The following is a 22,911-nucleotide window of genomic DNA, read 5'->3' as shown; positions in this document are numbered from 1 at the left end:
GCCCGACGAAGCGGAGGGACTACCCATGGGGGGGTTGTTACCGCAAAACACCGCCTCAGACAGCCCTTTTGAAGCGAGGGGTGAGCGGGCACACCGTGTGCGCGCAGAAGGAAGCGAATTTGTCTGCACGCCAACAACGCACACCTTTGCACAGGGCACCTCACCGAAACAAGAGATCTCGTCACTCTCCTATTCCGCTGCGGCGTAGGCGGATTGACGGAAAGTCAGCCGAAGTCTCCACAAAGAAATTCGGAATCCCATACAACCTTCGGCCGAGACCCGCACTCCTCGCGACACCCGTCACGAGGGCCAGTGACGGCCGGAAAGGCGTTCTCGCACCCATTGACGCCCTGACATGCCCATGCAATGCTCACCATGGGAGCGCTCCCAATTCCCGCTGTCCACCCTCTCGTGACAGCGGTATCGGATTCACTTCACCCGCTGGGAGCCGCTCATGCCCGTATTCCCATTGCCCCGCAACCGCCAAAAACACCTGGCGGCCGCCCTGCTCGCGGGGGCGTTGCTCGTCGGCGGCCTGACGGCTGCCCCCGATGCGGCGGGACTTTCCGCCGCCGCGGCCACAACCTCCGTACACGTCAACCAAGTCGGCTACCTGCCCGACGGGCCCAAGCGCGCGACCGTGGTCACCCCCGCCGCCCAGCCGCTCACCTGGCAGCTGCGCAACGCCTCGGGCGCGGTGGTCGCCTCGGGGTCGACCGTCAGCACAGGCACAAATACGGACACGGCCTCCGGGCAGACGACCCAGGTCGCCGACTTCTCCTCGTACGGACGGGCCGCTTCGGGTTACGTCCTGGTGGCCGACGGGCAAGTCAGCGATCCCTTCGACATTCGCGCGAATCTCTACGCCGGTCTCCGCTCCGACGCACTGGCCTTCTTCTACCACCAGCGCAGCGGCATACCCGTCGAGGCTTCTCTGGTGGGCCCCACGTCTGCCCGGCCCGCCGGTCATCTCGGGGTCGCGCCGAACCAGGGCGACGTCGACGTGCCCTGCCAGACCGGGGTGTGCGACTACACCCAGGACGTCAGGGGCGGCTGGTACGACGCGGGAGACCAGGGCAAATACGTCGTCAACGGCGGCCTTTCCACCTGGCTGCTCGTCAACTCCTTCGAGCGGGCCAAAAGAGCGGGCACCGAGTCCGCGCTGGGCGACGCCACGCTGAGCGTTCCCGAACGCGGCAACCGCGTACCCGACATCCTGGACGAGGCGCGCTGGGAGCTCGACTTCCTGATGCGGATGCAGGTGCCGGACGGCCGCCCGTACGCCGGAATGGCCTTCCACAAAGTGCACGACGCCACCTGGACCGGTCTGCCCACCCGCCCCGAACAGGACGCCCAGCCGCGCGAACTCCACGCTCCGTCCACCGCCGCCACCCTCAACCTCGCTGCCGCGGCCGCCCAGTGCGCGCGCGTCTTCCGGCCCTACGACACCGCGTTCGCGAACCGGTGCCAGACCGCGGCGCGCAAGGCGTGGACGGCGGCGCGGGCCAACCCCGCGAAGTACGCGCCGGATTCGGACAGCACGGGCGGCGGGGCCTACGGCGACTCCCAGGTCACCGACGAGTTCTACTGGGCCGCCACCGAGTTGTACGCCACGACCGGCGAGCGCACCTACCGGGACGCGGTCACCTCCTCCCCCTGGCACACCGCGTCGACCGCCTTCCCGGCCGGCGGTTTCAGCTGGTCCGACACCGCCGCACTCGGCAGGATCACGCTGGCGACCGTGCGGAGCGAGCTGCCCGCGTCCGACCTCGCACGCGTCCGCGCCTCGGTGACGGCCGCCGCGGACGGCTATCTGGCCACCATGGCCGGCCAGGGATACGCCGTGCCGATCCCCGCCACCGGATACGTCTGGGGCTCCAACAGCGCGGTCACCGACAACGCGATCGTCATGGCCGTGGCACAGGAACTGACCGGCGACCGGCGCTACCGCACCGGAGTCCTCGAGTCGATGGACTACCTCCTGGGCCGCAACGCCCTGGGCCAGTCGTACGTCACCGGATACGGGGAGCGGTACTCCCGCAACCAGCACCACCGTTTCTGGGCACACCAGTACGACGCCTCGCTGCCCAACCCTCCGGCGGGCTCCCTCGCGGGCGGACCCAACAGCGGACTGCAGGACCCCGTCGCGCAGGAGCACCTGCCCGGCTGCGCGCCCGCGGCCTGCTACATCGACGACATCGGCTCGTACTCGACCAATGAGGTGGCCGTCAACTGGAACGCGCCGCTGGCGTGGCTGGCCGCCTACGCCGCCGAGCCCGACTGCCCCGCCGGACCCAGCTGACCAGTCCCACGACCTGACGGACTGATCAGTGGCCGCTGATCGCCCGGGGCGTGTACGGCTGCTCCAGCTGCTCGATCTCCTTCTCCGTGAGCTCCACATCGAGGGCGGCCACCGCGTCGTCGACATGCCCCGCCTTGGTCGCACCGACGATCGGCGCGGTCACGGTGCTGTGGCGCAGCAGCCAGGCGAGGGCGACCCGCGCGCGGGGAATCTCGCGCGCGGCGGCGATCCGGGCGACCGCGTCGACGATCTCGCGGTCGCCGTCCGGGTAGAGCCTTCTGCCGTACTCGTCGGTGCGGCTGCGCTCGGTGGTGGCTGCCCAGTCGCGGGTGAGGCGGCCGCGGGCGAGCGGGCTCCAGGGCAGCACGCCGACGCCTTGGTCCGCGCAGAGCGGCAGCATCTCGCGCTCCTCCTCGCGGTAGAGGAGGTTGTAGTGGTTCTGCATGGAGACGAACCGCGTCCAGCCGTGCAGCCGGGCCGTGTACTGGGCCTTGGAGAACTGCCAGGCGTACATCGAACTCGCCCCGATGTAACGGGCCTTGCCCGCCTTCACCACGTCGTGCAGGGCCTCCATCGTCTCCTCGACGGGAGTGGCGGGGTCGAAGCGGTGGATCTGGTACAGGTCCACGTAGTCGGTGCCCAGCCGGCGCAGGCTGTTGTCGATCTCCGTCATGACGGCCTTGCGGGACAGGCCACGGGCGTTGGGGCCGTCGTGCATGGCGCCGTTCACCTTGGTGGCGATGACGATCTCGTCCCGGCGCGCGAAGTCCACCAGTGCGCGGCCGACGATCTCCTCACTGGTGCCGTCGGAGTAGACGTTCGCCGTGTCGAAGAAGGTGATCCCGGCCTCCAGCGCCCGGCGGATCAGCGGGCGGGACGCCTCTTCGTCGAGGGTCCACTCGTGGGGCCCTCGGCCGGGCAGCCCGAAACTCATGCAGCCCAGGCAGATCCGGGACACGTCCAGGCCCGTCGAACCGAGCTTCACGTACTGCATGCTCACTCCTGCTTTCCGTGGGGGTGAAGCAGCTCCTGGCTTCGCGGCCTCGGCAAGCCGCAGGTAGGAGCCCCGGGGAAGCCATTCCCCATCGCGGTTCGGTAACACGCCCTCGGCTCGACCGGCCCGTCCGCGTGCCGTCGCGCGGAACTCCAGCAGCGTACGGCCCGCCCGCTCGGCAAGCAGAACGTCGGCACGTCCCGGATCGATCTCATCGGACGCGGCTGACCGGTTTCGACGTCCCGTGGGGCTCCGAGGTGGTCCTCGAGGGCGTCATCGAGAGCCGCGTACGGCAGCCCGAGGGACCCTTCGGTCCCGGCCGTACCGCCGCTGCTCCCTCGGTAGCGAACACCGGGAATCCCCGCGCGCCTGAGGCGTTGAACCTGGTGTGAGCTCAGTGATCGCGGCCACCCGCTTCTCCGTCCTCGACCGCTCCCGCACCCGCGAGGGGCACGCGGCGCCCGAGGCGCTGCGCGACACCGTGCGCCTGGCCCAGGACCTGGAGGGGCTCGGGTACCACCGGATCTGGGTCTCGGAGCATCACGGTGTGCCCGGAGTGGCCGGCTCCGCACCCCCCGTGCTGGCCGCCGCGGTCGCCGCCGCCACCCGGACGATCCGGGTCGGCACCGGCGGCGTGATGCTGCCGAACCACCAACCGCTGGTCGTGGCCGAGCAGTTCGGCGTACTGGAGTCCCTGTTCCCCGGCCGAATAGACATGGGGCTCGGTCGCAGCGTCGGTTTCACGGACGGCGTACGCAGGGCGCTGGGCCGGGACAAGGACCACGCCGACGACTTCGCCGCGCAGCTCGCCGAACTGCTCGGCTGGTTTCGCGGCACATCGTCGAGCGGGGTGCACGCGCGCCCGGCGGAGGGCCTGACCGTGCCGCCCTTCGTGCTCGCCATCGGTGAGGGCGCCACGATCGCGGCGCGGGCGGGCCTGCCGATGGTCATCGGGGACTTCCGGAACCAGGAGAAGATGCGGCGCGGCATCGATCACTACCGCGCGACGTTCCGCCCTTCCGTCTGGGCGCGGGAGCCGTACGTCGTGGTCTCCGGCACGGTGGCGGTCGCCGGAACCCCACAGGAGGCGCGCCGTCTGCTGCTCCCGGAGGCCTGGTCGATGGCGCACTCCCGTACGCACGGCACGTTCCCGCCGCTGCCGCCCGCCGAGCGCGTCGAGAACCTCTCGATGACCGACAAGGAGCGGGGCTTCTACGAGTCCGGGCTCACCGGTCACATCGCCGGCACCGAGGAGCGGGTCGCCCACGAACTGGAGACACTGATCAAGGAGACGGGGGCGCAGGAGGTGCTGGTCACGACCAGTACGTTCGACCGGGACGCGCTGCTGGACTCCTACCGGAGGCTCGCCCGGGTCGCGGGCCTGGCCGCCGCCTAGGATGGTGGGGTTTGTCCCAGGCACCAGGAGTCCAGCCGATGCACAGCCCTCACGACCCGTACGTCCGCGTCCGGGGCGCCCGCGAGCACAACTTGCGGGGTGTGGACGTCGACATCCCGCGCGACGTCGTGGCCGTCTTCACCGGTGTCTCCGGCTCCGGCAAGTCCTCGCTGGCCTTCGGGACGATCTACGCGGAGGCCCAGCGGCGGTACTTCGAGTCGGTGGCGCCGTACGCGCGGCGGCTGATCCACCAGGTCGGGGCGCCGAAGGTCGGGGAGATCACCGGGCTGCCGCCTGCGGTCTCGCTCCAGCAGCGCCGCTCGGCGCCCACCTCCCGCTCGTCCGTCGGCACGGTCACCAATCTCTCCAACTCGCTGCGGATGCTGTTCTCGCGCGCGGGCGACTACCCGCAGGGTGCCGAACGCCTCGACTCGGACGCCTTCTCCCCGAACACGGCGGCCGGTGCCTGTCCTCAGTGCCATGGGCTGGGCCAAGTTCACCGTACGACCGAGGAGTTGCTGGTCCCGGACCCGTCGCTGTCCCTTCGTGAGGGCGCGATCGCCGCGTGGCCGGGCGCCTGGCAGGGCAAGAACCTGCGCGATGTCCTCGACGCGCTCGGCCACGACGTGGACCGGCCATGGCGCGAGCTGCCCGCCGAGGAGCGGGAGTGGATTCTGTTCACGGACGAGCAGCCGGTCGTCACCGTGCATCCGGTGCGGGACGCGGGACGGATCCAACGTCCGTACCAGGGCACGTACATGAGCGCCCGGCGTTATGTGATGAAGACGTTCTCGGACTCGAAGAGCCAGTCGTTGCGGGCCAGGGCGGAGCGGTTCCTGACCAGTGCCCCCTGCCCGGTGTGCGGTGGCAGCCGACTGCGGCCCGAGGCGCTGGCCGTGACCTTCGCGGGGCGGACGATCGCCGAGCTGGCCGCGCTGCCGTTGACGGAGCTGGCCAAGTCCCTTCCACCGCGGGGGGAAACGGCCCGCGTCCTCACCGACGATCTGAAGGCCCGTATCAGCCCCGTCGTCGAACTCGGCCTCGGCTACCTCAGCCTCGACCGCCCCACCCCCACCCTTTCCTCCGGTGAGCTGCAACGGCTCCGGCTGGCGACGCAGTTGCGCTCCGGGCTCTTCGGAGTCGTGTACGTCCTCGACGAGCCGTCCGCGGGCCTGCACCCGGCGGACACGGAGGCCCTGCTCACCGTGCTGGACCGGCTCAAGGCGGCGGGCAACTCGGTGTTCGTCGTGGAGCACCACCTCGATGTCGTACGCGGTGCCGACTGGCTCGTCGACGTCGGTCCGCGGGCGGGCGAGCACGGTGGGCGGGTGCTGCACAGCGGCCCGGTGGCGGAGCTGGCGGAGGTCGCGGAGTCGGCCACGGCCCGCTTCCTCTTCGGCCACTCCCCCACGCCGGTACGCGAAATCCGTTCCGCGCGGGGACAGTTGAAGGTGGGGCCGGTGACCCGGCACAACCTGCGCGGCGTGACCGCGGAGTTCCCGCTCGGCGCGTTCACCGCCGTCACCGGGGTGTCCGGCTCCGGCAAGTCCACCCTCATCGGTGCGGTGACGGAGGAACTGGAGGGCGTCGGACGGCTCGTCTGCGTCGATCAGAAGCCCATCGGCCGTACGCCCCGCTCGAATCTGGCCACGTACACCGGTCTCTTCGACGTGGTGCGCAAGGTCTTCGCCGCGACGGCGGAGGCGAACAGGCGTGACTACGGTGTAGGGCGCTTCTCCTTCAACGTCGCGGGCGGACGCTGCGAGACCTGTCAGGGTGAGGGATTCGTCAGCGTGGAGCTGCTGTTCCTGCCGAGCACGTACGCGCCGTGTCCGGACTGCGGTGGGGCGCGCTACAACCCGGAGACGCTCGACGTGACGTACCGCGGACGGAATATCGCGCAGGTGCTGGACATGACGGTGGAGACCGCGGCGGAGTTCTTCGACGACCACCCGGCCGTCGCCCGCAGCCTCGGCACGCTCCTCGACGTGGGCCTCGGGTATCTGCGACTCGGCCAGCCCGCCACGGAGTTGTCGGGCGGCGAGGCGCAGCGCGTCAAGCTGGCCAGTGAGTTGCAGCGCGCCCGCCGCGGCCACACGCTCTATCTCCTCGACGAGCCGACGACCGGCCTGCACCCCGCCGATGTCGAGGTGCTGATGCGTCAGTTGCACGGCCTGGTCGACGCGGGTCACACCGTCGTGGTCGTCGAGCACGACATGACGGTGGTGGCGGGCGCGGACTGGGTGATCGACCTGGGTCCGGGCGGTGGGGACGCGGGCGGGCGGATCGTGGCCGCGGGGCCCGCGGCCGAGGTGGCGCGGACGGAAGGGAGCACGACGGCGCCCTATCTCGCCCGCGCGCTCGCTCCGGCCCCCTAGGGCCTGTCGTCACATTCCCGCCTGCCTCGCGACGCCATGCACGCTCCCCCAAGCTCTTCGAGCAGGGGGGACCCCCACCCGCCGCACCGGGCGCAGACCCACGTACAACCAGTACGAGGGTCTGCGCCCGGCACGCCGAGAGCACGCACCTACGGCAAACATCAGCCGCTCCGCGGCGGGCGCGAGGCCCGCCCTCCGGGCGGACGACGGGAAGGTGACGACAGGACCTGGGCGGGATGTCCGCGCGGGGGTGTCAGAGGTGTGCGGGGACCGCCGCGCGTGCTGCCGTCGGCGAGTGCACCCCCCTTGCGCCGCACGGGCCGGATTCCGCCGCGCGGGCCAGGCTCCGCCGGTCGGGATGGCTGCCTGGCGCGAGCGCGGGCCGCACCTCGACCTCCGCCACCAGCCCCCGCGCCGAGGTCACCCGCCACAGCGAGGCGAGCAGCGAGTCGTTCCCGACGAAGGCGGGCGCGGTGCTCGCCGCTCCCCCGGCGAGCCGGTAGTGCAGGCGCACCGGCTGGACCGGCACTCCCGCGTCGAGCGCGGCCTGGAAAACGGCCCGCCGGAAGTGGCCCTGCTCCCGGCCGCACCAGGTGCTGCCCTCCGGGAAGGCCACCACCGCGGCGCCGCCGCGCAACAAGTCGGCGATCCTGGCGACCGTGCCCGGCAGGGCGCGCAGCCGGTCGCGCTCGATGAACAGGACACCGCCGCGCGCGGCCAGCGGGCCCGCCACCGGCCACTGCCGTATCTCGTACTTCGCCAGCATCCGGGCCGGCCGGACGGCGGCGAGGAGCGGGATGTCCAGCCAGGAGATGTGGTTGGCGACGATCAGCAGCCCGCCCGTGGGTGTGGCGGTACCTCTGATGTGGACCCGGACGCCCGCGGCCCGGACGACGGTCCGCGACCACACCCTGACCGCCCTGGCCGGAATCCGTCCGCCGATCGGGCAGAGCACGACCCCGACGAGGAGCAGGACGAGGACCGCCGTGAGGCGCAGCACGGCCCGCGGTACGGCGGTCACGGACCCCGCCGCTTCCACACACGCCCTCGGGGTGCAGGGCGCGCTGGGCAGCCAGACGCTCATCAGGCCGGTACGAGCGAGAGGAAGTGCCGCAGATAGCGCGGGTTGACCCGGCGCATCGACAGCAGCACGTACAGGTCGGCGACCCCGAAGTCCGGGTCGTGCGCGGGCTGGGCGCAGACCCAGGCGCCGAGGCGGAGGTAGCCGCGCAGCAGTGGGGGCAGTTCGGTGCGTGCGGAGCGGGCGACCCCGTCCGGGTTCCAGGGCAGCAGCGGCCGTACCCGGTACTCCTCGGGCGCCAGGTGCTTGGCCTGGACCCGGTCCCAGGCGCCCGCGGCGAGGGCGCCGCCGTCGGCGAGCGGGATCGAGCAGCAGCCCGCGAGCCATTCGTGGCCGCCGTCGACCATGTAGCGGGCTATCCCGGCCCAGATGAGGCCGATGACCGCGCCGTCGCGGTGGTCGGGGTGCACGCAGGAGCGGCCGACCTCGACGAGTCCCGGGCGGATCGCGTCGAGTGGGCCGAGGTCGAACTCGCTCTCCGAGTACAGCCGCCCGGCGATCGCGGCCCGCTCCGGCGGCAGCAGCCGGTAGGTGCCGACGACCTGGTCGGTCAGCGTGTCCCGGACCAGCAGGTGGTCGCAGTACGCGTCGAAGGCGTCGATGTCGAGGCCCGGTTGCGGGGAGGTCAGCAGGGCGCCCATCTCCCCGGCGAAGACGTCGTGACGCAGCCGCTGCGCGGCCCGGACGTCGGCCTCGGAGCGGGCGAGGGTGACGATGTAGCGGGTGGGGGCCACGGGCTGCGGGGGGCTGTCGAGGGTGGAAACGCCGGTCATGGCACTCTCCTGGTCACGGGCCTGGTTCGGCTCAGCGTCGGCAGACCGGCTCGGTGCGGTCTGCGCGCTCCTGTTCTTCCGATGCCGATTGGCCTGCGCGTGACGTGCGCCAGGAGACGGGATGTGGGGATGCTGAATGCCAGGGGTGCCCGTAAGCGCGAGACGGGACCGGGGCTGAGCACCACCCCCGGTCCCGCCCGTCCGCACTTTGCCGGCGAACGACGTACGGCTAACGCCTGCCCGACTTGCGGCTCGCGCGCAGCCACTCCTTGTTCATGCTGGTGATGGAGAACAGCGGAATGCCCTTCGGGCAGGCGGTGGCGCACTCCCCGGTGAGGGTGCAGCCGCCGAAGCCCTCCTCGTCCATCCGCGCCACCATGTCGAGCACCCGGGTCTCGCGCTCGGGCGCGCCCTGGGGCAGGACGTTGAGGTGGTTGATCTTGGCGGAGGTGAACAGCATCGCCGCGCCGTTCGGGCAGGCCGCCACGCAGGCGCCGCAGCCGATGCATTCGGCGTGCTCGAAGGCGAAGTCGGCGTCCGGTTTCGGCACGGGCGTGGCGTGGGCCTCGGGTGCGGCGCCCGTCGGGGCGGTGATGTAGCCACCGGCCTGGATGATCCGGTCGAAGGCCGACCGGTCCACGACGAGGTCCTTGACCACCGGGAACGCGGAGGCACGCCACGGTTCGATGTCGATCGTGTCGCCGTCCTGGAAGGACCGCATGTGCAGCTGGCAGGTCGTGGTGCGCTCGGGGCCGTGGGCGTCGCCGTTGATGACGAGCGAGCAGGCGCCGCAGATGCCCTCGCGGCAGTCGTGGTCGAAGGCGACGGGGTCCTCGCCCTTGAGGATGAGCTCCTCGTTGAGGGTGTCGAGCATCTCCAGGAAGGACATGTCGGCCGAGATGCCGTCCACCTCGTAGGTGGACATCGCTCCGTCGGCGTCGGCGTTTCGCTGGCGCCAGACGCGCAGGGTGAGCTTCATGCGTAGCTCCGCTGAGTGGGGTGGACGTACTCGAAGACCAGGTCTTCCTTGTGCAGGACGGGCGCGGCGCCGGTTTCGGTGAACTCCCAGGCCGCTCCGTACGAGAACTCCTCGTCGTTGCGCGCCGCTTCGCCGTCCGGGGTCTGGGACTCCTCGCGGAAGTGCCCGCCGCAGGACTCGGCCCGGTGCAACGCGTCGAGGCACATCAGCTCGGCGAGCTCCAGGTAGTCGACGATGCGGTTGGCCTTCTCCAGGGACTGGTTGAACTCCTCGCCGGTGCCCGGGACTTTGATCCGCCGCCAGAACTCCTCGCGGATCTGCGGGATGCGCTCGAGCGCCTTGCGCAGCCCGGTCTCCGTGCGGGCCATGCCGCAGAACTCCCACATGAGTTCGCCGACTTCGCGGTGGAAGGAGTCGGGCGTGCGGTCGCCGTCGACGGCCAGCAGCAGCCGCATCCGGTCCTCGGTCTCGGCCAACACCTCTTGGACTGCGGGGTGTTCGTCGGTGACCTGCTCGTGGTGCGGATTGCGAGCGAGGTAGTCGTTGATGGTGGACGGCAGCACGAAGTAGCCGTCGGCCAGGCCCTGCATCAGGGCCGAGGCGCCCAGCCGGTTCGCGCCGTGGTCGGAGAAGTTGGCCTCGCCGATCGCGAACAGACCGGGGATGGAGGTCTGCAGGTCGTAGTCGACCCACAGTCCGCCCATCGTGTAGTGCACGGCGGGGTAGATCCGCATCGGCACGGTGTACGGGTCCTCGGCGGTGATCCGGGCGTACATGTCGAAAAGGTTGCCGTACTTCTCCTCGACCTTCGCCTTGCCCATGCGCCGGATGGCGTCGGCGAAGTCGAGGTAGACGCCCTGGCCGCCGGGGCCGACGCCGCGGCCCTCGTCGCAGACGTTCTTGGCGGCCCGGGAGGCGATGTCGCGGGGCACGAGGTTGCCGAAGGACGGGTAGATGCGCTCCAGGTAGTAGTCGCGCTCGTCCTCGGGAATCTCGTTCGCCGGGCGGGTGTCGCCCTTGGCCTTCGGGACCCAGATGCGGCCGTCGTTGCGCAGCGACTCACTCATCAGCGTCAGCTTGGACTGGTGGTCGCCGGTGCGCGGGATGCAGGTGGGGTGGATCTGGGTGAAGCAGGGGTTGGCGAAGTAGGCGCCGCGCCGGTGCGCCCGCCAGATGGCGGTGGCGTTGGAGTTCATGGCGTTCGTCGACAGGTAGAAGACGTTGCCGTAGCCACCGCTGGCCAGGACGACGGCGTCCGCGAAGTACGTGTCGATACGACCGGTGATCAGATCGCGGGCCACGATCCCCCGCGCCCGTCCGTCGACCACGATCAGGTCGAGCATCTCGGTGCGCGGATGCATCTCGATGTTGCCCGCGGCAATCTGCCGGGACAGCGCCTGGTACGCCCCGAGGAGGAGCTGCTGGCCCGTCTGGCCACGGGCGTAGAAGGTCCGGGAGACCTGGACGCCGCCGAAGGAGCGGGTGTCGAGGAGGCCGCCGTACTCGCGGGCGAAGGGGACGCCCTGCGCCACGCACTGATCGATGATCTCCACCGAAATCTGGGCGAGCCGGTGGACGTTCGACTCCCGGGCCCTGAAGTCCCCGCCCTTGACGGTGTCGTAGAAGAGCCGGTGGATCGAGTCGCCGTCGTTGCGGTAGTTCTTCGCCGCGTTGATGCCGCCCTGGGCGGCGATCGAGTGGGCGCGGCGGGGCGAGTCCTGGTAGCAGAACTGGACGACGTGGTAGCCCTGTTCGGCGAGCGTGGCGCCGGCGGAGCCGCCCGCGAGGCCGGTACCGACGACGATCACCGTGTGCTTGCGGCGGTTGGCGGGGTTGACCAGCTTGGCCTCGAAGCGGCGGGTGTCCCAGCGCTCGTTGATCGGGCCCTCGGGGGCCTTGCTGTCGACGACCGGCGCACCGGTCGCGTACTCAGCGTATTCGGAGGCTACGGTCATGTCAGCTCACCAATCCGGTCATGACACCGACAGGTACGGAGATGAAGCCCACCGTCAGCACCAACGCGAGAACGTTGGCGACGGTCTTGAGGGCGCGGTCGCGGGTGCGGCTGCCGGCGCCGAGGGTGTGTGCCGCGCTCCAGAAGCCGTGCCGGATGTGCAGGCCGAGCGCGAGCATCGCGACGATGTAGATGACATTGCCGTACCAGGTGGAGAAGGTGTCGACGACGTTCTGGTACGGGTGTCCGGACTGGAAGCCGCCCGGGTGCACGGTGCCGGTCGTCAGGTCGAGGATGTGCCAGACGATGAACAGGGCGAGGATGATCCCGCCCCAGCGCATGGTGCGCGTCGCGTAACTGGATCGCGGCTTCTTGTGGACGTACTTGCTGGGGCGTGCCCTGATGTCGCGGCGGCTCAGTTGGTAGGCGGCGGTCGCGTGGGCCACCACGGCGACGACGAGGAGCACGCGGACGATCCACAGCGCCCACTCGTAGTGCAGGAAGGGCTCACCTAGGGTGCGCAGCCAGTGCGCGTAGTGGTTGAAATCGCCGGAGCCGAAGAAGATCTTCAGGTTGCCGAACATGTGGACGACCAGGTACAGCAGCATGATCAGGCCGCTCACGGCCATCACGGTCTTCTTCCCGACGGAGCTGTCCCACACGGAGCGCGTCATGGACGGTCGTCGGTCCGTCCGCGTTGCCAGAGCCATGTCGAAGACGCTAGACCCGGCAAGGCCGATCGGTCCAAGACATGGAATGGCTCGTTTCCATAGTGATGGCCTATCGTGGCTCGGGTGCAGTTCCACCAGCTCCAGTACTTCGTGGCGGTCGCCGAGACCCGGCACTTCACCCGGGCCGCCGATCTGGTCCATGTCGCCCAGCCGTCCCTGTCCCAGCAGATCAAGGCGCTGGAGCGGGAGTTGGGGGCGGATCTGTTCCTGCGGGCGCGCGGAAACATCACGCTGACGGACGCGGGCGAGGCGCTGCTGCCGCTGGCCCGACGCATCCTGGCCGACGCGGACACGGCCCGGCACGAGGTGCAGGAGCTGGCCCAGCTGCGCAGCGGCCGGGTCCGGCTGGGCGCGACCCCGAGCCTGTGCACCGGCCTGCTGCCGGACGTGCTGCGCACCTTTCACGACCGCTATCCCGGCATCCGGCTGCTGATCGAGGAGGGCGGCTCGCACGATCTCGTACGGGAACTCGCGCGCGGCGCCCTCGACCTCGCCCTGGTGGTGTTCCCGCTTCCCACCCCCTCCCCCGCGCTGACCACGGTGGAGCTGCTGCGCGAGGACCTGGTGGTGGTGTCGTCGTGGGAGGCGCCCACACCGGGGCGGGGCCGTGCGGTACGCATCGGCGATCTGGAGGGCGAACGCATGGTCATGTTCCGGCACGGCTACGACCTGCGCGAACTGACCGTCGCCGCCTGCCGCGCCGAGGGCTTCGAGCCGGACTTCGCCGTCGAGGGCGGCGAGTTGGACGCCGTACTGGGCTTCGTCCGGGCGGGGCTCGGCGTGGCCGTCGTACCGCGCATGGTCGCGACCCGGTCCGGGCGGGGGCTGCGGGTGACCCCGCTGGCCCCGCCCGGCCTGCACCGCACGATCGCGCTGGCCCACCGCAGCGATGTGGCTCCGCCTCGGGCGGCCAGGGAGTTGCAGCGGATGCTGCTGGAGCGCTGACCTGCGTGCGGGTCCCTGTGGATGCGGCTGCTGCGTCGACCGGCGTGCGGTTCACCCGGGGATGCGGCTGTGCCGACAGGCCCCGTCGCCGACGTCACCAGGTGGGAATGAAGCCTCCGTCGATGACCAGGTCGCTGCCGGTGATGTTGCGGGCGAGGTCGCCGGCGAGGAAGAGGACCAGGTCGGCGACCTCGCCCGGCTGCGAGAAGCGGCCGGTGACGGCGGCGCGGGCGGCCTGCGCGACCACGTCGTCGGGGGTGATCCCGGCGGCGGCCGACACGGTCGCGGCCACTCCGTCGCCGCCCAGCCACAGCTCGGTCTCCACCGGGCCGGGGCTGACGGTGTTGACCCGGATGCCTTGGGGGCCGACCTCCTTCGACAGCGCCTTGGAGAAGGCGACCAGTGCGGCCTTGCTCGCGCTGTAGTCGATCACCAGGGGGTCGGGCAGGGTGGCGTTGACCGAGGCGATCGTCACTATGGAAGCCCGGCCTTCCGCCGGCATCAGCGGCAGGGCGGCCCGGGTCACCCGTACGGCCGTCAGCAGGTTCAGATCGACGGTGCGCTGCCAGTCCTCGTCGGTCACCGACAAAAAGCCGCCGATGCGGGCGGGGGCCGAGCCGACGTTGTTGACCAGGACGTCGATCCGTCCGTCGGCCGCCGCCACGAGGCGTTCAGCGGCACCGGCTTCGGCGAGGTCCACCGGCACCCAGGTCACGGTGCCTTGCTTGACCAGCGCGTCCAGGCCGGGCGACGTGGTGCGGGACCCGGCGACCACCGTCGCACCGGCCCCGGCGAGCTTCTGGGTCACGGCCAGTCCGATGCCCTTGCTGGCACCGGTCACCACTGCGGTTCTGCCCTGAAGGTCCGCGCTCATCCTGCTCAACTCCTTGTCCGGATCGGGTGTCGCAGCACCCGGTGCCCCCCGGACAGGGCCGCGGCGTGGCCTCCCCGTTCCAGGAGACCACGCCGCGCGCGAAGGCTCAGCCCGTCGCGTCCACCAGCGCCAGCTCGTGCAGCCGCTCCGGTGGGCCCGGGCGGGCGTAGTACCAGCCCTGGGCCGTGTCGCAGCCCAGTATCCGCAGCTGCTCGGCCTGGGCGCCCGTTTCCACGCCCTCGACCGTGACTGCGAGGTCGAGGCTGTGGGCGAGCGTGACGATCCCCTCGACGATCTTGAGGTCGACGGGGTCCGCCGGGAACTGCTGCATGCCCTGGGTGAAGGAGCGGTCCAGCTTGAGGATGCTCACGGGCAGGCGGCGCAGATTGGCGAGGTTGGAGTAGCCGGTGCCGAAGTCGTCGAGGGCGATGTCCACGCCCATCTCGGCCAGTCGGCGCAGCGGCTTGAGGAGGTCGTCGTCGGCCCCGATCAGCGCGGACTCGGTGACCTCCAGGCACAGCGCGTCGGCGTCGAGTCCTTCGCGCTCCAGGATGTCGACCGTGTCCTGGACCAGCCCCGGATGGGTGAGCTGGCACGGGGAAAGGTTGACGTTGATCCGCAGGGAGCCCGCCGCCTCGTGTCGCTCCTGCCACTCGCGGGCCTGGCGGACCGACTGCTCCAGGACCCAGCGGCCGAGCGGGACGATCAGTCCGGTGTGCTCGGCGAGCGGGATGAACTGGTCGGGGCCGAGCACGCCGTGCTGCGGGTGCAGCCAGCGCACCAGCGCCTCCGCGCCGCGCACACTGCCGTCGCCGAGGTGCACGAGCGGCTGGTACTCGATGAAGAACTCGCCCCGGTCGAGGGCAGCGGGAAGCGCGGTGGTGAGTCCGTGCCGGGTGATGGCGCGGGCGTCGGCCTCGGGGTCGGCGAGCTCGAAGCGGTTGCCGCCGGCGGACTTGGCCCGGTACATCGTGATGTCGGCGCTGCGCAGCACCTCCGCGGGGCCGCGCTCGCCCGCCGGTCCCTCGACGATGCCGATGCTGCCGCGCACGGTCAGCTCACGTCCGTCGATGCTGATCGGGGTGACCAGGGCGTTCATGATGCGCCCGGCGAGTTCGTCGACCTCGCGCTCGGTGTCGGGGCCGGTGGTGAGGGCCACGAACTCGTCGCCGCCGAGCCGGGCGACCATCTCGCCGGGGGCGGTCGCACAGGACTGCAGTCGGTCGGCGACCTCGACGAGCAGCCGGTCGCCGGCCGCGTGCCCGAGGCTGTCGTTGATGGTCTTGAAGCCGTCGAGGTCGAGGTAGCACAGCCCGAAGCGCTGGGCCCCACCCACGGCCAACGCCTTTTCCAGGCGTTCGAAGAACAGGGTCCGGTTGGGCAGTCCGGTGAGCGCGTCGTGTGTGGCCTCGTAGCGCAGCCGCAGATTGAGCAGCCGCCGCTCGGTGGTGTCCTCCATGAGCGCGAGCTGGTACTGCGGCTCGCCGTCCGCGTCACGCAGCAAGGACACCGTCAGGTTGGTCCACAGGGAGGTACCGTCGGGCCGGTAGAAGGCTTTCTCGACGTGGTAGTGCTCGCGCTCGCCCCGCACCAACTCCTCGTAGAGCCGCCAGATTTGGGGCCCGTCCTCTGGGTGCGTCCACTCCGGGACCTTGCGGCCGCGCACCCCTTGCTCGGAGCCGCCGAACATACGCAGTAAGGCTCCGTTCACCTGCAGTATGTTGCCTTCGAGGTCGGCGATGCCGATACCTATGGCCGCGCCCTCGAACACAGCTCGGAAGCGGGCCTCGCTCGCGTGCAGCGCCTCGGCCACCGTGCTGCGCGCGTTCAACGCCGCCTGGGAGATGGCCTCCTGCTCGGCGAGCGTCCGCTCCCGCAGCGCCCGCGCGAACCCGGCGGCCAAGGCGTGCTGCAGGCGCGCCGAGCGGGTCCGCAGGGCCTCCTGGGTCTCCTGGGTCTCCTGAGGAACGTCCTCGCCGCAGTAGAGCACCAGATAGGCGTCGACGCAGTCGAGGGTGCGACTGAGCGCCTCCGGGTCGGTGCAGTGCGCGGCGACGAGCGCGGCCCCGACCGCCTGGCCCTCGGCCGCGTCGAAGGTCCTGGCCCGCAGCGCGTCGCACAACCGTCGGGCCAGCGGCAGTAGTTGCTCCTCGAGCTGGGGCCGGGTCAGCGACGTCGAGGTGACCGGGAAGACCGCCCGGCTCCAGATCGTCGCGAACCTGCGCAGTCTGTCCTCCGGCCCGTCCGGCCCGGCCGGTTCGGCGGTCACGCCGTGCGCCCCACGCCGCCGAACCCGGAGAAGGAATACGGATCCTCGTCCTCGGGTGCCGTGTCGGGCCGCCAGATCGGCATCGGCACCAGTCCGGGTTCCACCATGTCGTACCCCTCGAAGAACCGCGCGATCTCGTCGCGCGAGCGCATGATCAGCGGGTTGCGGATGTCCTTGTACACGTCGACCGTGCCCTCGACCCGCTCCGCGGGGAGCGGAATTCCCTCGTACGAGGCATGCGTGACGACGAGCAGGCTGCCCGGCGCGAGCGCGTCGCGCAGCTCGGCCACCGCACCGTACGGGTCGTCCGCGTCCTCCACGAAGTGCAGTATGGCAACGAGGAGGAGGGCGACCGGCCGGTTCAGGTCGATCAGTCGCTGAACCTCGAGGCTCGCCAGGATCTCCCGGGGCTTGAGCAGATCAGCGGCGACGACGTCAGCGTCGTCGTTGTCCCGCAGGACGGCCTGGCTGTGCGCGACGGCCACCGGGTCGTGGTCGACGTACACGACGTGCGCGCCCGGCCTGGCCGCCTGGGCGATCTCGTGGACGTTGCCGAAGGTCGGGATGCCGGAGCCGATGTCGAGGAACTGCGTGATGCCCTCGTCGGCCGCGAAGCGCACGGCGCGGCGCATGAAAGCCCTGTTCGCCTGCATGATCTTGGGCAGTCCCGGCACGAACTCCATCGCCTTGCGAGCAGCCTCCCGGTCGACCTCGAAGTTGTGCGAACCGCCCAGGTAGTAGTCATAGATACGGGACACGCTCGGCACTGAGATGTCAATGCTCCGAGGGGCCCAGGCGGGACGCTCCATCTATCTCTCCAAGGCGTAGTCGACGGCGTAGGACGGTGCAGGACAGGTACGGGCGATCCGGTGTTCGAGCTGAGGCTACTGATCGCCCGCCAAGGGAGCGAGCTAAAACGGAAATTGACCGTCCGTTCACTGTCACTGCCTCGGACATGTGCCGAATGGGCACCCTCTACAGGTCCTTCGAACACGCCGTCCGCCGTCACCACGAAATCGACCCGAAGCATTTCAAAAAGCTCACGGGAGTTACAAAGCGTCGCGACGGTATCGGAAGCGCGCGCTTCCGTGGCGTCACAAGTCTTTTGCACCCGCGCACACCGGGTGGTCCCCGCACGCCGAGCGGTCCACCCACGCCAAGCGGCCCACGCACGCCAAGCGGTCCGCCCCCTCCGTGCGGTGCGGAGGGGGCGGACCTGGGTCACGCGCGCTGCTTGGTTCGTCCGGCACACTTGCCTGCTCTGGTCCACTCCCTTCCGCGTTCCGACTGTCCGGGCGATGGATGCGATCAACCCTGGGGAGGTGATCCACTACTCCGGCGCGCCGACCGCCTTTCCGTCGGGCGCGACGGCGTACCACGTGCCGCCCACGCCCTGACCGTTGGTGTCACCGGGAGCCTTGTCACCGGCGAAGGTGTAGATCGGCGAGCAGTTGACGGTCATCTGCTTGGCGCCGTCCGACCTCGTGAAGCTCATGAGGCCCTTCTTCTGGACGCCCTTGGTGTCGTTCGCGGCCACGGGGGCGATGACGGGCCACTTCTCCAGGCAGGCGCCGACGCAGTTGGACACCGGGACGGGCCAGGCCTCGTCCTTCATGAAGCGGTAGACCGTCATGCCGTTCTTGTCGACGACGATCTCACCGAGCTTCGCGTCATTACGGGTCGACAGGCCCGGCAGGTCCGCCAGGGTCGCCTTCTTGCCGTCGGGAGCGGAGGCATACCAAGTCCCGCCCACGCCCTGACCGTTGGTGTCACCGGCCTTCGTGTCCTTGGCGTACCGGTACATCGGCCAGCCGCCGATGGTCAGCTGCTTGGTGCCGTCCGCGCGGGTGACCTCGCCGAGCAGAGCCTTGTCCACGCCGGTGGCGGCTGTGACACCGTCGGCGGGAACCGGCGGCCAGGCCGTCGCGCAGTCGCCGTCACAGTTCGACTTGGGCGGCTCCGCCGTGTCCTTCTCGAAGCGGTACAGGGTGAATCCGGCACTGTCGGTGAGAACCTTGCCGAGCGCCGCACTCTCCGCGACGGCGAGCTGCCCCGCGGACTCCGCCTCGGTGACGGCGCCCTGCTGAGCCGCGCCGGCGTCGTTCGGCGCCGTGGTGCTGCTACTGGTGCCCTGGCCATAACCGTTGGCAGCCGCCGCGGCGCCCACGTTCTGGCTGCCGGTCGACTGGGTGGTGCCCTGTTCCTGACCGCACGCCGTCGTGAGCACGAGCACGGCCGCAGCTGACGCTACGAGTGAGGCGCTCCGCCAGGAGTTCTTCATTGGGTAACTCCCACTATTCGCATAGATGTTGCAGCGCCCTACCGCGCCGCGTCGCATGGCCCTAGGTACGGGCGGGAGTGGCCGATCTGTTCAACCGGCGCACAAAAATCTTTCCGAACCCTGTGACACGACCGTCAAACCACCCGGACCCGCAATCCCTCGTTCGGGGCAATACCGCGCCACTCCGGCGTGCCTGGGCGCGGCACGGCCCATGATCTTCGTCGTGCATGGACCACAGCGGACCCAATCCGCCCTCGTCATACGGGTACTGGCGCTGCTGACGCTGGCCTGGCTCCTCGGCGGAGCGCCGACCTCGACGGCTGTCGCCGACTCCTGCGCGTACGCCTCGGTCGGCCCGGACGGTACGGACGCGGTGGCGATCGCCGGTGGCGGCTTCTGCACCACCCCGACGCCGTCGCCGCCCACGCCTTCGCCCACCCCGACGCCGCCTCCGAGCCCGTCGGCCACTCCGAAGCCGCCACCACCGCCCCCAGCGCCCCCGCCCAAGCCCAGTCCGAAACCGCCGCCTCCCGCTCCCCAGCCGCCACCGCCTCCTCCTCCCGCCTCACCGACCCCACGGCCCCCCGCTGCGGCGCCGCGGCCGGCGGCCACTCCGACGCCTGCGCCTACGCCTACGCCTACGCCAAAACCCTCTCCCACGCACAAGGCGCGTCCCAAGCCGTCGCCGACCCCGGTGAGTTATCCCGCGTACCGCCCGACGGCACGCAAGCACTCTCCCCGCAGCGGGCCGCCCCTGGTCTCGCTCACCCTGCTCGTCACCGTGCCCGCGCTGCTCGCCGTCGCGGCGCTGCGTCCGCGCTGACTCCTGGAGGCATCCTTGTCGGAATGGCTTGTTCTCGTCCTCGCGATGATCGCCGCGATGCTCGTCGTCCTCGTCGTGACCCTCGTACGCCATCGCACGGCTCCCGATGACGAGGATCCGTCCGAGACCCCGGACGTGATCGAGTACATGACCATGATGATCGGCGTGGTGTACGCCATCGTCCTGGGCCTGGCCATCGCGGGTGTGTGGGAGGCGCGCGGTGTGGCCCAGGACCATGTGCAGACCGAGGCCCAGGCCCTGCACGAGATCTCGGAGCGGGTCCGCGTCTACCCGCCGGACGTGCGAGATCGCATCCGCGGTGACGTCAACACGTATGTCGGCCACGTCGTCAGCACCGAGTGGAAGGCCATGGCGGACCACGGCAAGGTGACCGCCGAGGGCGGCCGGCTCTTCGACCGGATCCGCCAGGACGTCACCGACTACGAGCCCCGGACGGACTTCGAGGCCCAGGCCTACCAGCCGCTCGTCGACCAGGTGACCGTGGCCGACGCGGCGCGTGCCTCCCGCGCCGGCTCGACCGGGGCGACCATGCCGGGCGTGGTGTGGTTCGGGTTGATCACCGGCGCGGTGGTCACGATCGGGATGGTCTTCGCGCTGCAGATCCGGCGCACCAAGCGGGAGCTGATCCTCGCGGGGCTCTTCTCGGCCCTGATCGCCTTTCTGCTCTTCCTGATCTGGGACTTCGACGCGCCCTACAGCCGGGGGATCACAGCCTCCGCCGAACCGTTCAAGGAGCTGTTCCCGCACCTTCCGGGGTGACGGGCTCTCCGTAACGATTCCTCAGCAGGACTCACCTCATCCGGGGGACGGACGCCACGCCGCGTCCGTCCCCCGACTGCATGCACGCCGTCCCCCGTACGGCCCACACGGTTGCCCCATTCGCGCTACTGCGATCGCGCCCCCGCCCCGCCTCTCCTAGCGTTCCGGTCATCGAGGCGCAGCAAGGCTCCTCGGGGACCGGAGGCTCACCATGCGCGCGATACGCGTCGCTTCGGCCGCACTGCTGGGCGTGACCGCCCTGATCTTCTCCGTATCCGCCGCCTTCGCCGAAAACGGTGACAGGGACAGCGGCAGCGGCGACAGCAACATCACCTCGTTCGGCTTCGACGTGCAGCCGTCGACCATCGTGGCGGGCGGCCAGGTCCGTCTGAACGTGGAGGACTGCGACTCCGCCGCCAGGGTCTCCTCGGAAGTCTTCGACGCGGTCACCATCCCCAGGGGGCAGTCGTCCGCAGCGGCCACGGTCGACCGTGACGCCAAGCCCGGTGCCGTGTACGAGGTGACGTTCCGGTGCGGCGACGAGAGCGGGCACACCGATCTCACCCTCGCCACCGGCCGCCAGGACAGCGAGCCGACCCAGGTGCCCGTGCCCGTGCAACAGGGCGTCAGGGCCGGAGCCGGGGGCAGCGTCGGCGATTTCGACCTGAAGGAGATCGGTCTGGGGGCCGCACTCATCGGCGCTTCCGTGGGTGCCGCGTGGTACCTGTCGCGCCGCCGCACCGACGACGACGACTCCTGACGGCGCGGCGCACCGCCCTTCGCCCCGGACCCGCCCGGCAGGGTCCGGGGGCGAAGTGCTGTCAGGTGCGCGCCTGAAGGGCACGCCCGGTCAGGTCCGCCGCTCGGACCTGCGGCGCACCCAGAACGCCCCGCCGCCGAGGAGAGCCGCGCCCACGAGCCCGCCGCCGATCGCCATGTCGGTGGGCGTCGCCCGGGGGGAACTGCTGCCGCCGAGACCGCCACGGACGCCGCCGATGACGGTGAAGGCCCGGGAGCGGGTGAACGCCCGGTTTCCGCCGCAGCGGACCGCGATGTCGTACGTCCCCGCCCGCGCGTTCCGGTCGATGGTGACCGTCGCGGTGGACGTGTTGCCGCTGACCCGGCGCAGCGAGGTGGTGCGGAAGACCGGTGACGAGACCGCGCTGCCTTGGTATTGGCACGCGTCCCCGTCCACGGTGACGGTCAGCTGCCCGCCTTGCGCAATGACGCTGGGCATGGCGACGATATTGCTCGGTTCGTTCCAGGCCGTGGCCGCGGGCGCGGCGAGCCCCACCGCGGCGACCGCGGCGGCAGAGACCGCCAGGGCACGAGTTGTACGCATGTGATCCTCCGCGGAAGACGCCCCGGGAACCGTCCCCGGTCGATCGGCGAGAAAGCGCCTCCCAGACAGACCCTCAGATGCCGTGCACAGAGCCGCATTTCGAGAATGGTCCGTCCTGGTGAGAAGACACGCCGAGAGAATTCCATACAATCGGATATTGTCGCAGGTCACGGACCGTCAGAAAATTCCTGTGCTCGGCAACTCGGATGGCGCACCACGGCTGCACGGGGCCACCCGTTCGCCCGTGCCCCGTCGCCGTCCGGGCAGGCGGCACTTAGCGTTCTCGTATGCGCGACGGACGCGGCGACGGCCGCGTCGAGAGGGGATGGCGAATGTCTTCGTCCGAACTGGCCGAAGAGGAGGAGCGGCAGAGGAAGCGTGCCCCGTGGGGTGTGATAGCGCTTGTTCTCCTGACCGGCCTCGCCCTCATTCGGAATGGTTCCGGTGAGTTCGACGTGGGCCCTCCGCAGCCCGCGTCGGCGGCGGCTGCGGACAGCCGGACCCCCGGAACCACCTTCTCGAGCGCGCTGCCGCACTCCGTCGTCGACCGGGTCCGGATCCCGGCGATCCAGGTCGACGCGCCGGTCGTGCCGGTGGGTTTGGACACGGCCGGGTGGGTCGACGCGCCGCCGCCCGACGACCCGAATCTCGCGGGCTGGTTCACCGGCGCGGTCTCGCCCGGTGAAAAGGGCACAGCCGTGGTCGTGGGCCATGTGGACAACCTGCGCGGTCCCGCCGTCTTCTACGGACTCGGCGCCCTCAAAAAGGGAAACCGGGTCGAGGTGCAGCGAAAGGACGGGAAGATCGCGGCATTCGAGATCTACGGCATCGAGGTCTTCGAGAAGAACAACTTCCCCGGTGATCGCGTATACGGCAGCAAGGGCGCCCCGGAATTGCGGGTCATCACCTGCGGGGGTGGTTTCTCCAAACAGAATGGTTACGACGGAAACGTCGTCGTGTTCGCCCGCCTGGTCGAGGTTCACTGAGTGTTCCTCGGCCGGGCGAGCGA

At 70.4% G+C, this 22,911-nt stretch carries 19 protein-coding genes; 8 read left to right on the top strand and 11 right to left on the bottom strand.

Annotation, left to right across the window (positions count from 1 at the left end):
* Positions 1–454 precede the first annotated feature (454 nt).
* Entirely contained in the window at positions 455–2,302 is a 1,848-nt protein-coding gene (locus tag ACX28W_RS11000; RefSeq protein WP_458998696.1) for a glycoside hydrolase family 9 protein, read from the top strand.
* Positions 2,303–2,327: 25 nt separating this feature from the next.
* On the opposite strand, the gene ACX28W_RS10995 is transcribed toward ACX28W_RS11000, so the two are convergent.
* On the bottom strand, positions 2,328–3,296 hold the full coding sequence (locus tag ACX28W_RS10995) for an aldo/keto reductase (protein WP_458998695.1): 969 nt from the start codon (positions 3,294–3,296) through the stop codon (positions 2,328–2,330).
* Positions 3,297–3,684: 388 nt separating this feature from the next.
* Between ACX28W_RS10995 and ACX28W_RS10990 the strand changes: the two genes are divergently transcribed.
* Together ACX28W_RS10990 and ACX28W_RS10985 are read left to right on the top strand one after the other, a co-directional pair.
* Positions 3,685–4,692 carry an LLM class flavin-dependent oxidoreductase gene (locus ACX28W_RS10990; protein ID WP_458998694.1) on the top strand — a complete coding sequence of 336 codons (1,008 nt, stop codon included), beginning with the start codon at positions 3,685–3,687 and terminating at the stop codon, positions 4,690–4,692.
* A 38-nt stretch (positions 4,693–4,730) separates the two neighbouring features.
* Positions 4,731–7,070: an ATP-binding cassette domain-containing protein gene (locus ACX28W_RS10985; protein ID WP_458998693.1), complete on the top strand. Its 2,340-nt coding sequence runs from the start codon at positions 4,731–4,733 to the stop codon at positions 7,068–7,070.
* Between the two features lie 253 nt (positions 7,071–7,323).
* On the opposite strand, the gene ACX28W_RS10980 is transcribed toward ACX28W_RS10985, so the two are convergent.
* The 5 genes from ACX28W_RS10980 to ACX28W_RS10960 all read right to left on the bottom strand — a co-directional run bounded on the left by ACX28W_RS10980 (position 7,324) and on the right by ACX28W_RS10960 (position 12,531).
* Positions 7,324–8,154: a lysophospholipid acyltransferase family protein gene (locus tag ACX28W_RS10980; protein ID WP_458998692.1), complete on the bottom strand. Its 831-nt coding sequence runs from the start codon at positions 8,152–8,154 to the stop codon at positions 7,324–7,326.
* Complete coding sequence (locus ACX28W_RS10975; protein ID WP_458998691.1) at positions 8,154–8,924, bottom strand: GNAT family N-acetyltransferase; 771 nt, start codon at positions 8,922–8,924, stop codon at positions 8,154–8,156. Before ACX28W_RS10975 ends, ACX28W_RS10980 begins: the two co-directional genes overlap by 1 nt.
* Before the next feature lie 229 nt (positions 8,925–9,153).
* Positions 9,154–9,903 (bottom strand): succinate dehydrogenase/fumarate reductase iron-sulfur subunit, encoded by a 750-nt coding sequence (locus ACX28W_RS10970; protein ID WP_458998690.1) that lies wholly within the window; start codon positions 9,901–9,903, stop codon positions 9,154–9,156.
* Positions 9,900–11,858 (bottom strand): fumarate reductase/succinate dehydrogenase flavoprotein subunit, encoded by a 1,959-nt coding sequence (locus tag ACX28W_RS10965; RefSeq protein WP_458998689.1) that lies wholly within the window; start codon positions 11,856–11,858, stop codon positions 9,900–9,902. Before ACX28W_RS10965 ends, ACX28W_RS10970 begins: the two co-directional genes overlap by 4 nt.
* 1 nt (position 11,859) lies before the next feature.
* Entirely contained in the window at positions 11,860–12,531 is a 672-nt protein-coding gene (locus ACX28W_RS10960) for a succinate dehydrogenase (protein WP_458998741.1), read from the bottom strand.
* Between the two features lie 120 nt (positions 12,532–12,651).
* On the opposite strand from ACX28W_RS10960, the gene ACX28W_RS10955 reads away from it, so the two are divergent.
* Entirely contained in the window at positions 12,652–13,533 is an 882-nt protein-coding gene (locus ACX28W_RS10955; RefSeq protein WP_458998688.1) for a LysR family transcriptional regulator, read from the top strand.
* Positions 13,534–13,627: 94 nt separating this feature from the next.
* On the opposite strand, the gene ACX28W_RS10950 is transcribed toward ACX28W_RS10955, so the two are convergent.
* From ACX28W_RS10950 to ACX28W_RS10935, 4 genes are all read right to left on the bottom strand, one after another.
* Positions 13,628–14,407 (bottom strand): SDR family NAD(P)-dependent oxidoreductase, encoded by a 780-nt coding sequence (locus tag ACX28W_RS10950; protein WP_458998687.1) that lies wholly within the window; start codon positions 14,405–14,407, stop codon positions 13,628–13,630.
* Positions 14,408–14,513: 106 nt separating this feature from the next.
* Entirely contained in the window at positions 14,514–16,676 is a 2,163-nt protein-coding gene (locus tag ACX28W_RS10945; RefSeq protein ID WP_458998686.1) for a putative bifunctional diguanylate cyclase/phosphodiesterase, read from the bottom strand.
* Positions 16,673–17,485: an SAM-dependent methyltransferase gene (locus tag ACX28W_RS10940; protein ID WP_458998685.1), complete on the bottom strand. Its 813-nt coding sequence runs from the start codon at positions 17,483–17,485 to the stop codon at positions 16,673–16,675. The genes ACX28W_RS10945 and ACX28W_RS10940 overlap by 4 nt, the downstream gene beginning before the upstream one ends.
* Before the next feature lie 521 nt (positions 17,486–18,006).
* Positions 18,007–18,957, bottom strand: a complete 951-nt coding sequence (locus ACX28W_RS10935; RefSeq protein WP_458998684.1) for an SCO0930 family lipoprotein — start codon at positions 18,955–18,957, stop codon at positions 18,007–18,009.
* A 694-nt stretch (positions 18,958–19,651) separates the two neighbouring features.
* On the opposite strand from ACX28W_RS10935, the gene ACX28W_RS10930 reads away from it, so the two are divergent.
* From ACX28W_RS10930 to ACX28W_RS10920, 3 genes are all read left to right on the top strand, one after another.
* Positions 19,652–19,780, top strand: a complete 129-nt coding sequence (locus ACX28W_RS10930; protein WP_362077383.1) for a hypothetical protein — start codon at positions 19,652–19,654, stop codon at positions 19,778–19,780.
* Positions 19,781–19,795: 15 nt separating this feature from the next.
* Positions 19,796–20,560, top strand: coding sequence for a bestrophin-like domain (locus ACX28W_RS10925; RefSeq protein WP_458998683.1), 765 nt, complete (start codon positions 19,796–19,798; stop codon positions 20,558–20,560).
* A gap of 211 nt (positions 20,561–20,771) precedes the next feature.
* Positions 20,772–21,320, top strand: a complete 549-nt coding sequence (locus tag ACX28W_RS10920) for a hypothetical protein (protein WP_458998682.1) — start codon at positions 20,772–20,774, stop codon at positions 21,318–21,320.
* A gap of 90 nt (positions 21,321–21,410) precedes the next feature.
* On the opposite strand, the gene ACX28W_RS10915 is transcribed toward ACX28W_RS10920, so the two are convergent.
* Positions 21,411–21,902, bottom strand: coding sequence for a hypothetical protein (locus ACX28W_RS10915; protein WP_458998681.1), 492 nt, complete (start codon positions 21,900–21,902; stop codon positions 21,411–21,413).
* Positions 21,903–22,234: 332 nt separating this feature from the next.
* Here ACX28W_RS10915 and ACX28W_RS10910 point away from each other — a divergent pair, with 332 nt between their 5' ends.
* Positions 22,235–22,888, top strand: coding sequence for a class F sortase (locus ACX28W_RS10910; RefSeq protein ID WP_458998680.1), 654 nt, complete (start codon positions 22,235–22,237; stop codon positions 22,886–22,888).
* Positions 22,889–22,911 lie beyond the last annotated feature (23 nt).

It is taken from the genome of Streptomyces sp. SD15 (genome assembly GCF_054462255.1).
Note: the sequence above shows the minus strand (reverse complement) of the source record. Positions and strands in the feature narration are given on the sequence as shown.